General features: G+C 61.1%; 20 protein-coding genes and 1 pseudogene. 8 read left to right on the top strand and 13 right to left on the bottom strand.

Features of this window, described 5'->3' with window-relative positions:
• Nucleotides 1-26 precede the first annotated feature (26 nt).
• From CWO91_RS19470 to CWO91_RS19460, 3 genes are all read right to left on the bottom strand, one after another.
• Nucleotides 27-512 (bottom strand): DUF192 domain-containing protein, encoded by a 486-nt coding sequence (locus CWO91_RS19470; protein ID WP_130215381.1) that lies wholly within the window; start codon nucleotides 510-512, stop codon nucleotides 27-29.
• A gap of 113 nt (nucleotides 513-625) precedes the next feature.
• Nucleotides 626-1,255 (bottom strand): cold-shock protein, encoded by a 630-nt coding sequence (locus tag CWO91_RS19465; RefSeq protein ID WP_165405556.1) that lies wholly within the window; start codon nucleotides 1,253-1,255, stop codon nucleotides 626-628.
• 198 nt (nucleotides 1,256-1,453) lie between these two features.
• Nucleotides 1,454-2,215, bottom strand: coding sequence for an SIR2 family NAD-dependent protein deacylase (locus tag CWO91_RS19460; protein WP_165405555.1), 762 nt, complete (start codon nucleotides 2,213-2,215; stop codon nucleotides 1,454-1,456).
• A gap of 264 nt (nucleotides 2,216-2,479) precedes the next feature.
• Here CWO91_RS19460 and CWO91_RS43065 point away from each other — a divergent pair, with 264 nt between their 5' ends.
• Nucleotides 2,480-2,644, top strand: coding sequence for a hypothetical protein (locus tag CWO91_RS43065; RefSeq protein WP_164935006.1), 165 nt, complete (start codon nucleotides 2,480-2,482; stop codon nucleotides 2,642-2,644).
• Between the two features lie 70 nt (nucleotides 2,645-2,714).
• On the opposite strand, the gene CWO91_RS19455 is transcribed toward CWO91_RS43065, so the two are convergent.
• Nucleotides 2,715-3,002, bottom strand: a complete 288-nt coding sequence (locus tag CWO91_RS19455) for a hypothetical protein (RefSeq protein ID WP_091887817.1) — start codon at nucleotides 3,000-3,002, stop codon at nucleotides 2,715-2,717.
• Between the two features lie 386 nt (nucleotides 3,003-3,388).
• On the opposite strand from CWO91_RS19455, the gene CWO91_RS45030 reads away from it, so the two are divergent.
• Nucleotides 3,389-3,514, top strand: coding sequence for a hypothetical protein (locus CWO91_RS45030; protein WP_283810979.1), 126 nt, complete (start codon nucleotides 3,389-3,391; stop codon nucleotides 3,512-3,514).
• Here the strand turns inward: CWO91_RS45030 and CWO91_RS19450 are convergent.
• The 3 genes from CWO91_RS19450 to CWO91_RS19445 form a co-directional block, all read right to left on the bottom strand.
• Nucleotides 3,511-3,708 (bottom strand): hypothetical protein, encoded by a 198-nt coding sequence (locus CWO91_RS19450; protein WP_130215377.1) that lies wholly within the window; start codon nucleotides 3,706-3,708, stop codon nucleotides 3,511-3,513. The genes CWO91_RS45030 and CWO91_RS19450 overlap by 4 nt on opposite strands.
• A gap of 750 nt (nucleotides 3,709-4,458) precedes the next feature.
• Complete coding sequence (locus CWO91_RS43060; RefSeq protein WP_008558897.1) at nucleotides 4,459-4,596, bottom strand: hypothetical protein; 138 nt, start codon at nucleotides 4,594-4,596, stop codon at nucleotides 4,459-4,461.
• Nucleotides 4,597-5,056: 460 nt separating this feature from the next.
• On the bottom strand, nucleotides 5,057-5,353 hold the full coding sequence (locus tag CWO91_RS19445) for an HU family DNA-binding protein (RefSeq protein ID WP_008558895.1): 297 nt from the start codon (nucleotides 5,351-5,353) through the stop codon (nucleotides 5,057-5,059).
• A 357-nt stretch (nucleotides 5,354-5,710) separates the two neighbouring features.
• On the opposite strand from CWO91_RS19445, the gene CWO91_RS19440 reads away from it, so the two are divergent.
• Together CWO91_RS19440 and CWO91_RS19435 are read left to right on the top strand one after the other, a co-directional pair.
• Entirely contained in the window at nucleotides 5,711-6,202 is a 492-nt protein-coding gene (locus tag CWO91_RS19440; protein ID WP_130215375.1) for a hypothetical protein, read from the top strand.
• Between the two features lie 116 nt (nucleotides 6,203-6,318).
• Entirely contained in the window at nucleotides 6,319-6,621 is a 303-nt protein-coding gene (locus CWO91_RS19435; RefSeq protein WP_130215373.1) for a hypothetical protein, read from the top strand.
• 341 nt (nucleotides 6,622-6,962) lie between these two features.
• Here CWO91_RS19435 and CWO91_RS43055 read toward each other — a convergent pair whose 3' ends face one another.
• The gene (locus tag CWO91_RS43055) at nucleotides 6,963-7,130 is read right to left on the bottom strand and encodes a hypothetical protein (RefSeq protein ID WP_165405554.1); all 168 of its coding nucleotides are present in this window, start codon (nucleotides 7,128-7,130) and stop codon (nucleotides 6,963-6,965) included.
• Between the two features lie 163 nt (nucleotides 7,131-7,293).
• Here CWO91_RS43055 and CWO91_RS19430 point away from each other — a divergent pair, with 163 nt between their 5' ends.
• Nucleotides 7,294-7,530, top strand: a complete 237-nt coding sequence (locus CWO91_RS19430) for a hypothetical protein (protein WP_130215371.1) — start codon at nucleotides 7,294-7,296, stop codon at nucleotides 7,528-7,530.
• A 27-nt stretch (nucleotides 7,531-7,557) separates the two neighbouring features.
• Nucleotides 7,558-7,830: a hypothetical protein gene (locus CWO91_RS19425; protein WP_130215369.1), complete on the top strand. Its 273-nt coding sequence runs from the start codon at nucleotides 7,558-7,560 to the stop codon at nucleotides 7,828-7,830.
• A 309-nt stretch (nucleotides 7,831-8,139) separates the two neighbouring features.
• On the opposite strand, the gene CWO91_RS19420 is transcribed toward CWO91_RS19425, so the two are convergent.
• Nucleotides 8,140-8,367 carry a hypothetical protein gene (locus CWO91_RS19420; protein WP_091887823.1) on the bottom strand — a complete coding sequence of 76 codons (228 nt, stop codon included), beginning with the start codon at nucleotides 8,365-8,367 and terminating at the stop codon, nucleotides 8,140-8,142.
• 315 nt (nucleotides 8,368-8,682) lie between these two features.
• Here CWO91_RS19420 and CWO91_RS19410 point away from each other — a divergent pair, with 315 nt between their 5' ends.
• Entirely contained in the window at nucleotides 8,683-8,874 is a 192-nt protein-coding gene (locus CWO91_RS19410; protein ID WP_130215367.1) for a DUF3072 domain-containing protein, read from the top strand.
• A gap of 132 nt (nucleotides 8,875-9,006) precedes the next feature.
• On the top strand, nucleotides 9,007-9,219 hold the full coding sequence (locus CWO91_RS19405; RefSeq protein WP_130215365.1) for a hypothetical protein: 213 nt from the start codon (nucleotides 9,007-9,009) through the stop codon (nucleotides 9,217-9,219).
• Between the two features lie 192 nt (nucleotides 9,220-9,411).
• On the opposite strand, the gene CWO91_RS45025 is transcribed toward CWO91_RS19405, so the two are convergent.
• From CWO91_RS45025 to CWO91_RS43050, 4 genes and pseudogenes are all read right to left on the bottom strand, one after another.
• Entirely contained in the window at nucleotides 9,412-9,543 is a 132-nt protein-coding gene (locus CWO91_RS45025; protein WP_256477664.1) for a hypothetical protein, read from the bottom strand.
• Entirely contained in the window at nucleotides 9,515-9,697 is a 183-nt protein-coding gene (locus CWO91_RS19400) for a hypothetical protein (RefSeq protein ID WP_091887829.1), read from the bottom strand. Before CWO91_RS19400 ends, CWO91_RS45025 begins: the two co-directional genes overlap by 29 nt.
• A gap of 39 nt (nucleotides 9,698-9,736) precedes the next feature.
• Nucleotides 9,737-10,678, bottom strand: a complete 942-nt coding sequence (gene ligD, locus CWO91_RS19395; RefSeq protein WP_245471303.1) for a non-homologous end-joining DNA ligase — start codon at nucleotides 10,676-10,678, stop codon at nucleotides 9,737-9,739.
• Nucleotides 10,679-10,879: 201 nt separating this feature from the next.
• Nucleotides 10,880-12,311: pseudogene (locus CWO91_RS43050) on the bottom strand (AAA family ATPase); the annotation flags it as partial.

Below are 12,311 nucleotides of genomic sequence, written 5' to 3'. Positions count from 1 at the left end.
GCGCCAATGGTGCCGTTCGGGGGCGCCTATTTGCTGCCGAACAGCGGGTGGGCGACCCGGTCGCCGGGGCGGATGCCGTATTTCTGCGCCGTTCCCGCCACCACCTCCAGCACCGCCCGGGCCGGTCCCTGGGACGAGATGATCTTGGTCGACATTGGCTCGGTGTTTTCGGCGATGCGCAGGATACGGCCGTCGGCGCGGATGAATATCATGTCGAGCGAGACGTAGGTGTTCTTCATCCACATCGACACTTCCTGCTCGGGATTGAAGTCGAACAGCATGCCTTTGCCGTCGGCCAGTTCCTTGCGATACATCAGGCCGGTCTGCTTCTCCTGCTCGGTCGTCGCCATCTCGACCGAGAACACCTGCACGCCGTTTCTGGTGACGATCTCGAGCGGCTGGAAGCTCGCGGCGCGAACAGATCCGATTGCGGCCGCCATGCCGGCAACGACGAGGATGGCGGCAAGCCAGCCCTTCGCAACGGACCAGACGGCCTTTCGATCAGAATTCATGGGGGACTCGCGGCGTGGGACTGGAACAGTCCTTACGCAACGGTTGTCGGAAAAGCCAGAGGCGCGCCGGCTGGCCGGCGCGCCTCTGCTCACGATTGCGGGAATGGGGTGCCTTAGTGGGACTGCAAGCCCGGCGACCCAGTCTCGGGATGGATCTCCGCCGCCATCATGCCCTTGGAGCCGGGCCCGAACCGGACCAGCACATATTGGCCGGGGCGCAGCTCGGTCATGCCGAAGCGGCGCAGTGTCTCCATGTGCACGAAGATGTCGGGCGTGCCTTCGCCGCAGGTCAGGAAGCCGAAGCCGCGCAGCCGGTTGAACCATTTGACCTGGGCCCGCTCCAGGCCGCTGGTCGGGGTGACCGTGACGTGGGTGCGCGGCGGCAGCATCTGCGCCGGATGGATCGCGGTGGATTCGTCCATCGAGACCACGCGGAATGCCTGATAGCCTTTGGCGCGCTGGATGCACTCGACGACGATGCGGGCGCCCTCGTAAGCGGTCTGGAAGCCGTCACGCCTGAGCACGGTGACGTGCAGGAGCACGTCGGGCCAGCCATTGTCGGGCACGATGAAGCCGTAGCCCTTTGAGGCGTCGAACCATTTGATGACGCCGTGAACCTCGACGAGGTTGGCGCTGCCCTCACCCAGTCCGGTGAAGGGGCTGAGCGCGCTGTCGCGACCGCTGCCGTGCTCGCCCACGGGAACTCCGACCTTCTTGGACTCAAATCCGTCCGACGACCCCATAACCCCGGACCCCACACTGCCATGCAACCCGCCACTTTGGCGGTGCTCGAATCACGCGTCTTAAGAGAATGTTCTCAATTCGACGCGACGCGAATCTTTCGACTCAAAAGATAACACTCCCGGTTGCGAGGCATAGACAAAAAAGAGATTCGCCGGAACCTATGAACAGCTTGCACAGCCGCGAATCAAATTGATGCCTCAATTGCCGGCAAAGGGCCCGAGCGTTTCGCCGATGTCGTGATGGATCACGAGGTCGGCGATGTCGTCCTGCTCGGTGGGCTCGCGATTGATGATCACCAGACGTGCGCCGGCGTTCTTCGCCATCATCGGAAAGCCCGCCGCCGGCCACACCACCAGCGAGGAACCGATCGCGATGAAGAGGTCGCAGGTCTGCGACAGCGCAGCTGCGCGCTGCATTTCATCTTCGGGCATCATCTGGCCGAACGAGATCGTGGCGGTCTTCACCGGCTCGTCGCACATGGTGCAATTGGGCGCGGTGCCCTCCGCGTCGAAACGGCGCTTCACCCAGCCGAGCTGATAGGCCTGCCCGCACCCGATACATCGCGCATAAGTGGTATTTCCGTGAAGTTCAATCACGTGCTCGGCGGCCAGCCCCGAGGCCTGGTGCAGATTGTCGATGTTCTGGGTGATGACGGCGGGAACCTTGCCGGCGCGGTAGAGCGAAGCCAGAGCGCGGTGGCCGCGGCCCGGCTTTGCCGCCGCGAGCACCTCCTCCATCGCAAAGCGCCGGCGCCAGGATTCGTCACGCGCCTCCTGGCTCGCCACGAACTCATCGAACGGGATCGGACGGTTGCGTGTCCAGATTCCGCCCGGCGAGCGGAAGTCGGGGATGCCGCACTCGGTCGAGATGCCGGCGCCGGTGAACGGCACGATTCGCTTCGCCTCGGCGATCATGTCGCCGAGCCGTTCAACGCCGCTGCGGAGATCCGATGCTATCACGCGCTGCTCCCGATGTGTTTTGCGCTCTCTGCATTGACACAAGCGGCAAGATTATTGACGCTCTTATCCACCGTGACGAAAAGAGCGAGGAGAAAACAGACTCGGCAATTCCTGCCGCCCATCGCATATCACAATCCTGCAATGCCTCCTCCCCATTGACGCCCCATTCGGGAGCCCCAATGGATGTATCGAATCCGACTCGCAGGGCGATGCGGCGGCAGTGCTCGAGGTCAGTGGAAACAGGTGCGAACAGAGGGGATGGATATGACCGAAGATGAAGAACGCAAGGCTCGCGAACGCGAGGAGATCGCCACCCGTGTTGCCGCCTTCCGCGCCACCCAGGAGAAGTTCAAGCGCGAGCGCGAGGAATATTTCGTGTCGACGCTCGAGAATGCGCGCAAGGTCGAACGCCCCTCGCTCTGGCCGTAGGGCGTAACGTCACGCGCACACGAACGAAAAAAGCCCGGAGCCTCGCTCCGGGCTTTTCGCTTCTAAGTCGCTACCAGTGGCGCCAGTGGTGGTGCCGGTAGTACGGTCCGCCGCCGTAATAGGCATAGGGACCCGGTCCGTAATAGTAGCCCGGGCCGTCATAATAGCCGTAGCCTGGCCCGTAATAGCCGTAGGGATGCGATGCTGCGACCGCGCCCGCCGTGATCGCGCCGGCGGCAAGGCCGAATGCGAGGCCCGGACCGATGCCGCGGCCGCGCGCCTCGGCTGGCGCAGGCGCCGCAACCGCGGTTACGCCGACGGCTGCGACGGTGGCCAGAACTGCCAGTGTCTTCTTCATGATTATCCTCCTTCGCGCGTCTCGCGGATAACGGCGAGGGCCTGCGATGGTTGCGCGTAGCGCGGAACCGAAGGCAGTCATAAAAACAGTGAACCGGCGGGAACGAACGCTCGCCGCGCGGATTGATATTGCAAGTGCGGAAGCCTCCGCCATCCGGGTAGAGGCGACAGCACGAAGACCTCGTCAGCATCCTCCGCGGTGCTGGCGGGGTTTTTTTTGTTTTGCGGGGGAGATGGCAGCAGACCATAGCGGTTGCCAGCGTTGGCGGCCTTTTCGGCCGGCACCTCGATCCTTTGTCGCGGCTCCGAACGACGTTTCTTTTTGTGAGCGCGGAACAAGATTTTCGCGCACACGTTGAGGTCGTCTTCAGGCAGAAGAGGCCCGACATGCCCGCGTGGCTCGAAGTCCTGCTCAACCTGTCCGGCTATGCCGGTTTCGTGGCGCTCGCAACGCGCGGCGGCACGTTCCGGGATACGTCCGCCAACGACCGGATGTACGGCGAGAAGCGCTAGTTCGCGTGTGGCGCCTGCCCTGCCGTGCGCACCAGCCTATCGGCCTTGACCGCGACACGCGTGTCCTCGGCCTGCGGCCGCAGCGAAAAGCTGATCACCACGAAAGCGAGACAGAAGAGCGTGCCGACGATGGCGACGCGCCGGTAGGTGTGGCGATCGCCTTGATGAAAGGACGGCTCTGAAAATGGCGTCATGATAAAAATGCTTCTTGGCAAGGTCGTTTCTTGCAAATCGTTTCTTGCAAAATCGCTTCTTGATTGTCGTTGCCAGACACCTATCCCAACTAGCGGCAAGCGCAATGCGATTGGGCTTTTAACCTAACCGAATAGGGTTATCTGCTTTCGCGGAAGGTCTCGTTAGGCGTTGCGCGGGGCCCTCGGCGCGCCGCGCCCGACCGCCTTTGTTCCAGTTTCGACTCCCTTTCGTTCGCGAAGAACGAATCGGAATCGAAGAAATCGGCGCGGAGCAACTCTTAACAAGTGGTGTGAACGCGCGCGGCGAGCGCCCGATCACCTGAGGTCGATCGCTGCGGCAACGACAGTTTGTCTTGGCGCAGCCGCGAGTCGCGTTCGCAACAAACGACTGCCTACGAAAGCCAGCCGTGACCGACGTGTCCCGCATCGACACAGAAGCCACGGCTTGTTCTGCATCCGACTCCATTTCGTTCGCAAAGAAGGAATCGGAGTCGAAAAAATCAGAGGGATGCGAATCCTAACGATCGATGAAAGCGCGTGCCGTCACCCTCGGTACACGACTCTTCGGCAGCAAAATTTTCGGCGGCAAGAATTTCGAGACGACTGCGAACACGATGACGATCTCGCGGCACGGCTCGCACCGAAAACTGTTAGGCGAGTTCGCCGTCATCGGCTTGGCGCATGCTGCGCGAACGCTTTCCGTCACACGTTCGCTTCAAAGGCATCAGCGTCGACGCCCGCCGATCCCACTCACGCCGCCCGCTTCGCTTTGCCCTTCTCCGAAAAGCATTCCAGGATCTGGATGCGCAGCTCTTCTGCGGCCGGACCCTCGAGCTTCCTGAGCTCGTTCCAGAGCCTGATCACTTCGCGCTGTTTCTCGACGGTCATGAATCACCTCCAAGAGAAGATGACTAACTAGAACAAAATGAGAACAGAAAGTCCAGCCCCTTCCCGAAATTCCACAGGGCCCGGCGGCTTGAACCTTTTCCGCGCTCCGCGCACCTACGGAGGCTGGGGATTTCAGGGCCCAGTCATACGGCAGCGCCGCCTGACGAACATACTCCGTCATCGCGGCGCTGTTGCTTTTTGGATTTTCAACCTTACGTTACGAACACGGTTGGCGGCCAGGCGCTGAAATCCCAACGCCGTCAGCCAAGAGAGCCCCGTGCGAAAGCGCGGGGTTTTTCTTGTCAGCCGCGGTTGCGCGGCAGCGCAACGGCCGGCGGGCCCTGTGGTTTCTCCTGATCGTCGTGGCGATGTTCGGCATTGCCGTCGCCGAGCACCACTTCATCTTCAGCCGCTGATCCGTTGCGATGCTGCGCGAAGCCGCCCCGGCATCGCCGGCGCCTTAGACGGCGTCCTTGGCCACCTTCAGCGGCGAGGCCTTGACCGACTTGCTCGCCGGCTTGGCCGCAAACTGCATCGGCTCCTTGGTGAAGGGATTGATGCCCATCCGGGCTTCGGTCGCGGGCTTGTTCACCACCGACATCTTGACGAAGCCGGGAATGACGAACTCGCCGGACTCGTTGAGCTCCTTGTAGCCGACCGTCGCCATGTATTCGATCACCGACTTCACGTCGTTCTTCGACAGCTGCGTGCCTTCCGCAATTGCATCGATCAATTGGGTCTTCGTCATCTTCGCCATGTTCTGAATTCCTTTGAAGGGATGCGTCGCGCGTAAACTCTGCTGTGAACGCGGCCGGACCGCGGAGGCGCGCTTCTGATTCATGCCAGAGGTCATGAAGTGACCGGGCTTAGAGCCTATCGAGGCCCAAAACGCAAGCAGGGGTTCTCCGAGGTTCCAGACTTCCTGTGAAAGATGTTGCAGCATTTGCCGATTCTTTTTGAACCATTTGCCCCCTGGCGCGTCTTACTTACTGAAGTCCCTAAAGCTTCACCCCACCAGAAAGCCCCGCTTCCCCCAGGCGGGGTTTTCGCTTTTGGGATGCCTGGTAGAACGCCGCGGCTGCTATATGGTCGAAAGGTTTCTCGTGGGGGACGAATGAAAGTCGCCATCGTCATCGCCGGCTTGATCGTTGTTGCGATCGCCGCCCTCGTCGCCATCCAGCCGAGCTTCTTGAAGCCTGCATCCCTGGCCCTCGTGAAGAAGTCCGACATCTTCGGCTTCTCGCCCGGGATGACGTTCGACGAAACCAGCAAGCTCGTCAGTCAACGTCGCTACCTCTGCCGCCAGATCCGGGGCTCGTACACCCTCGAATGCGAGATCAATGGCGCCAAGGTCACGGTCGATAGTGACGACGTTGACGCCAAGCACCCGATCTGGCGTGTCCATGCGGAGTTGAACAATCCGGGACCGCAGGACGCCGCCGTCAAATCGATCTCCGACCAGTTCAACGCCCAGCCGATCAAGGCCGGCACGGCATGGATATGGATCGTCGGCCGTGAGCTCAAGCTGAGCTACGACGGCCTCGCCTTGAACCTCGTGGACGAGGCCGCGGAGGCCCGGCTTCGCAAAGAGGAAGCCAAGCGCTAGCGAGCATTATGAGTCACCTCGTCGTGAAACTTGTGGCTCGGCACGCCTTGTTGAGACTTCGGTAACCTAACGCCTCCAATCTCGCATCAGTATCGTTGCGTTGGAGTATCCTCACAGTGCTGGATTTTAACGAGCTGCGTGAACTCGCGGCTGATGTGCGCGTTTTTGTCGATATCGCCGAGGACAAGGCCGAAGCGCTGCGAGCCGTCATCGCAGCTTATGACGTCGTGCTCGCGATCTTCCCCTCTGGTGACGGCATGGGCCTCCACGTCATCAAAGGCAAAGAGATCCTGGACAAGATCGCAAACTCGCGGAGCCATGCGATGTACAGCCACACGGCCATCGCGGTCCCTGACCTCGAGCACGCAGAAGTGCTCAAATACCTGACGGTACCTGTCGAGCAACGGATCGCAGCCTGATTGCAGACGGCGCGGCCTGCATGCTTCGCCCGGCGATGCAAAGCATCGTCCGGAGGCGCCCGCTTCGGCGGGCTCCTCACCACGAGGCTCTGATATCTCGACCGCGACACGCGACCTCATCCTGAGGGCCCGCCATAGGCGGGCGTCTCGAAGGATGGGCTACAGGCGAACGAGCGAAGCCAGCTTCATCACGAGCCGGAAGGTACTTCGGGAAGTTATCCGCGGAGCCGGTTGAAGATCCGGAGCGGGAGCCATGATCCCAGCACCATGAGGATCGCGATGGCTGCAACCAGCACATATTTCAGCGCCTGTCGCGACGACGCGAGCGAGCCTTCCCACGTTCACTGGCCGCCCAGCAAGAACACCGTGAAGCCAATCACGATACAGCCAAGCCCGAAGACCGCCGTCACGATTTCGACGAGGTTTTCCAGACCGAAGAATCTGACGATGGCGCTCCATGCGGCAGACAGGATCAGATCCACGATCGCGCTGAGCAGGCTTTGAAGCATAATAATTGGTCGTGCCCGTCTTCGGCGGGGTTCAACCGCCGTCCCGCAGTAGAGCGGCCGTTCTGCTATTCGCTAACCAGAACGTTAAGTAGGTCCCGCCAACTACTTGTCGTTTTGTTCGCCTCGCTTATTGTACCGCCACTTTTAAATTGGGGAATTTCGAATGCGACTTTTGGGAATGCTATTGCTGACTTCGTTCGCCCTGGGCGGTGAAGCGAACGCTGCGGATTGGACCTGCTCCGCGAAGAACATGATCACCGGCAACTACGACGGTGGAGCGACCGCCTATATCCACCTCTCCCCCTATGACCGCGGCAACAATTACCCCGTGACCAAAAAGGGCAAGACGGTCACCGGACGCACCTCGAACGGCACGCCTTTCGTCTGCAAATCCAACTAACCACACGCATATTCGAAGGAAATTACCGTGAAATCCATCTCCCTTTGCTTGATCTCATTAGCTGCCTTGAGCTTCGCCAATTCCGCCCAGGCCCGCATCAACTGCAATCACGACCCCGTCTGTCAGGCACAACGCGACGGCACCAGCGTCGCCGAGTCCAAGCGCAGGGACAGTGCAATGACGGCATGCCTGCGCGCCGTCGGATACACGCAGGAAGATTGGCACGCTTATCGGGTCCCCGCCGGTCCGGCCGGCAAGGTTCGGTCCTGCTTTGCACGCCACGGACTTCCGACGAATTAAAGCATGATCCGGACCCGAAGGGCCGCGTTAGCGCAAAGCGCGAAGCGGTTTTCCGAAAAGATCATGCTTAGACAACAACCTTAGTCGTCGCGGGAGGGCCTGCCGGTTTTCGGTGACGGTGCACTCATTCGTTCGCTATGGCCGCTCTGCTACCTTGCGACCGTGGTCATGCCTGGCGAACAACATGATTGAGAGCACCGTCATTTCGAACCGTGCAAATCGACTGCACGTCGTACTTCGACCGTGAGCGTCGAAGCCAGCCATGCGCCCCGATGCGATGCAAGAGCAACAGCCTCGGGGTCACCGCCCTCACCGAACGTCCCCGGCCTTCCGGCTCTCACCAATTGAAACCGGCTTGTTCAGGAAATACTCGCGATTACCGGTCGCAGCTTCCGCGTACTGGTCGATGGCCACGATGATGGCCTGGACATGGGCATAGCACCACCCTTCCCGCGTCGCTCTTCGGCGAACGTCCTCGAGCGCGGTCAGGAAGGGCGATAGCTCTCTCTCATCGTCGAACCAACGCCTGCTCACCATGTCCTCCCGCCGAGCACCCTGCCCTTGGTCTGGCGCGGCTGCGCGCTCTTCAGCGCGTCGCGCTGCGCGCAAAGACTTTCAATCTTTGCCTCCATCCGCGACAGCAGCGCTTCGGCCGAGGCGTCCCGACACCCGCCCGCTGCAATTGGAGGATCTCCTTCCTCTGCCTTCCCATCCGGATGCGCATCCGTTCGATCTCCCGCCTGACAACGTCCAGGTCCGGCATGTTCAGCCCCGCGATTTTGAATATGGTCCATGAGAACAAAAACGGAACGAAGAGTCCAGTCCGACGTTGGACGGAGAAGGAGAATTGTGATGGCAGACAATACCGAGAAGGACCCGAAAGACTGGGTGTCCGGAGACGACCCGATGACCGGAGCCCAGGAATCCTACCTCAAGACCCTCGCCGAGCAGGCGCATCAGAACCTGCCCGAGCAAGAACTGACCAAGGCCGAGGCGTCGGAGTTGATCGACAAGATGCGGCAAAAGGCCGGGCTGGACGAGTGACCCCTATGATTGCGGAAAGCCGGGGCCGCCCAGATGCACGCGTGCGAGTGCGCGGGTAGCCCTGCCTTCCATAGGGAACGGACGATCGCTGCTCGTTTTGACTAGGCTGACCCAAATGCTGGAGGAGCCCGGATGCCGTACTTCACATCCAAGCAGGACCAGGCACAACGCACTTACAAGGTGCTGGCCGACGTCTTCTGCGCGATTATGCTCGCGACCTTCTCGATTGTGTTCTTCGGACTGCTCGGCGGCATTGTTGCCTTCGTTCTACTTGAGGCCAGCCTGCTTGCGATCGATTGGCTCTTGCCGAACGAGGACGACGATGCGGCAGGCGTTGTTCGCTAGCGGACTTTCCCGTGGTGGCCCCACGCCGACTTGCTCGAACCCATGAGGTCGACGAGCACGGTGCAAGTCCGGCCGGCTCCCGCTTGTTAGCCAGCGACCACTATTAGAGGCCTCCGAAAAAACTCCAAGCGCGACCGGGATGGCTCTCGCACACAAAGCCGATGCCAAGCCAGATCGGGCAGTCGGGCTTTGTCAGAACAGATCGCCTATGAGCTTGAGGATGCTGACGATCAGGCCCGAGAGACATGCTGCAGTGCCGAGGTCGGCCAGATAAAGCAACACGTCACGTTCGTCCTCACTCAGTTCTGCCAGTGCCTTGCGCATCTTCCCTCTCCATGGCCTCGATCAGCTCTTCGTCATCGAGAACATCCAGCAGATCATTGATTGTCTTGTTGCCGTCGCGCGACCCCGGCTCGACATAGCTCGCCAGAATGGCCTGGGCCTGTTTGACGGCTGCCCTCACGCGATCCGGTTTCACGGCCGGTACTCCACGCATACTGTGGAAGCTAAAACGCAGCTAGGAACGGCGCGTTCCTTTGCTCAGCCCCTTGAATGAGCTTGCCCGCAACAACCCTTCGGAGGTGATGTCGCGGTACTCCACGTCAGCGTAGAATTTTGGCTCGACCCAGGTGGCCTTCGGCTTCCTGATGGGCTTGGTGAGCTTGGTTTTGGGGCTGACGACGGTCTCCAGTGCCTTGCGGATCTCCGCGGACTTCGTTCGAGACCAGCCGGTCCCGACCTTTCCCATGTAGCGCAGCTCTTTGCCCTCCTGCTTGCCGAGGTATAGCGCCGCGACGCCGGAGGGGTCTTTGACGAATCCGACCACGGGAAATTTCTCGCGCTGGACAGTCTTGATCTTCTGCCAGGCTTCGACCCGGTCCGACCGGTACGGCGCATCAACCCGCTTCGAGATGATGCCTTCGTAGTTGAGCTTGCTGGCAGCCTCGAACAACGCCTGTCCGTCTCCGACATGGTGCTCGCTGTAGACGATCGGCTTCTCCAGCTTGTGACCCTCAATCAGCTCCTTCAGCAGCTCTTTGCGGGCAAGCTGGGACAAATTCCGAAGGTCTTCGCCATCGAGCCACAGCAGATCGAAGGCGAAGTACAACAGGCGATCCTGATCGCCCGTTGCGAGATCGGCCTGCAGCTCGGCGAAGCTGGGACGATCCTCATGGATGACAACGACCTCGCCATCCACGATCGCCTGTCCCGCGATGTCGAAGGCGCCCGCAATGGTGGAAAACTTGTTCGTCCAGTCCAGGCCGGTGCGCGTCAAGGCTCTGCGGTCGTCGCCGTCGATGCGGAGCTGGATGCGGTAACCGTCGTATTTGATCTCGTGAATCCACTGAGCCCCCGAAGGCGGCTTCATCTTCGGGATCGCCAGCTGCGGGCTGATGAAGCCCGGCATGGGGGCTGCTTCCGGCACTTTGGCCGGAGGTGCCTTGGTACGCTTCGCCACTGACGCAACTCGCGAGAGCCCGCCGCTGGCGTCGGACGCCGACGCGGGCGGGCAAACCTGCCCTACTCACGAGTCGCGAACGCCGAGGCGTTCTCCGCGTTCCGAAATTCTGCCTGCAGCTGTGTGGAGTTTGACGATCAACTAGGACGTGGTCTCTCGCGCGGCCGACTTGACCAGGGAGCTGCGATGCTCGTTGCAGACTCAACTGCTGGGACCTGGGATCGGGTTCTTCTCGGAGCTGGCAGTGATCTCTTGAAGTACTGCTCTGGCAGCCCGAAGATCTGGTGTCTCAAAACCCTCAGCGAACTGGCCATAGAGCAGACTAAGCAGATCGTGAGCCTCGCCGCGCCGGCGCTGTTCTATCCAAAGTCGTGCAAGGCATGTCGCAGCGCGCAACTCCCAGAGCTTGGCGCCTTGCTGGTGCGCGGTTGCAACCGCATGCGCGAACTGTGCTTCCGCGCCGGTTGGGTCGGGCCTCGGCAGCCACAGCATCAATTCGCCCCTTATCCGATGGAGCTCGGCCTCGAACCACCGCTCGCCGGTTTTTTCCACGCGGTCGATCGCTTCGGTAATGAGATCCAAGCCCTCGTTCACGGCGCCGGACCGACCGTGGACCTCAGCAAGCAGGCTTCGGAAATAGGGTACCAGGAAGCCCGCTCCGGTATCCTGCCACATCGTTAGTCCTTCCCGGATCCGCGCAATACCAGCAGCAAAATCCCCAGCCTCGGCCAGTGTCCAGCCGCGAATGATGATGCCGGCTCCGAGGAAATGTGGGGAATCCTGCTCGGCTGCAAGCGCGATCAGCGCATTCGCCCGATCTCGGGCCTCGTCGTGGTTCTGGCGGAGCTGCGATAGGATGCAGGCGTAAAGCAGTGCATAGCCGAGGGTGTTGCGGTGGGATAATTCCGTCGCGTCTCTCAATGCCTCTTCGCTCCTCGCCTGGGCCTGCTCGGGATAGCCAAGGGCGAACAGTCCCCAGGATAGAACGGACAGTCCTGCAACACTTGGATCCTGTGCGAACAGGAAGGCAAGCGACCGATGGGCGGCCCGATCATAGAGAGCGAGCGTGCGCTCTAGATGGGCGCGCGCAGCCACTAACTCGCCGCGAAGCAATTCAGCGGTTCCGACGATGCGGTTGCCGATGGCTTCGGCGGCAGCATCGTTCTGTTCCTGAGCGCGGCGGAGTAAATCTTCGCCTGCACTTCGACCAGCCTCGAGTTCTGCCCTCACGACGTGAAAAACCCACTCCCCATAGAGAACAGGGAAAAGCCGCGACGTGTCGCCGAGGCGCTCGCATAAGTCTCGGGCCCGCGCGTTAGCCCGCCCGACCTCCGGTGCGGCCCAGCCCCTCGCAGCCATCAGGGCGACACCGAGGGCGACTTGCAGTTCGAGTTCCCGCCGCCATCTTGCGGCGTCGTCGGAGAGAGCAGAGATCAGCTCCAGACCTTTGGTCAGTTGCGTGATCGCTTCTGCTGTGGCCGAGCGGGCGATCTCTGCTTGTCCGGCCTTCAGCCAATAGTCAATTGCCGGTTCAGCCAGCCCCGCTTCCATGTAATGGTGGGCAAGAAGCTCCGGCTGTGTCTGCACCGTCTCCGGAAGATGCTGCTCAATGGTAGTGGCGATCCGGGCGTGC

The organism is Bradyrhizobium genosp. SA-3 (genome assembly GCF_004212635.1).
Classification (GTDB): domain Bacteria; phylum Pseudomonadota; class Alphaproteobacteria; order Rhizobiales; family Xanthobacteraceae; genus Bradyrhizobium.
Note: the sequence above shows the minus strand (reverse complement) of the source record. Positions and strands in the feature narration are given on the sequence as shown.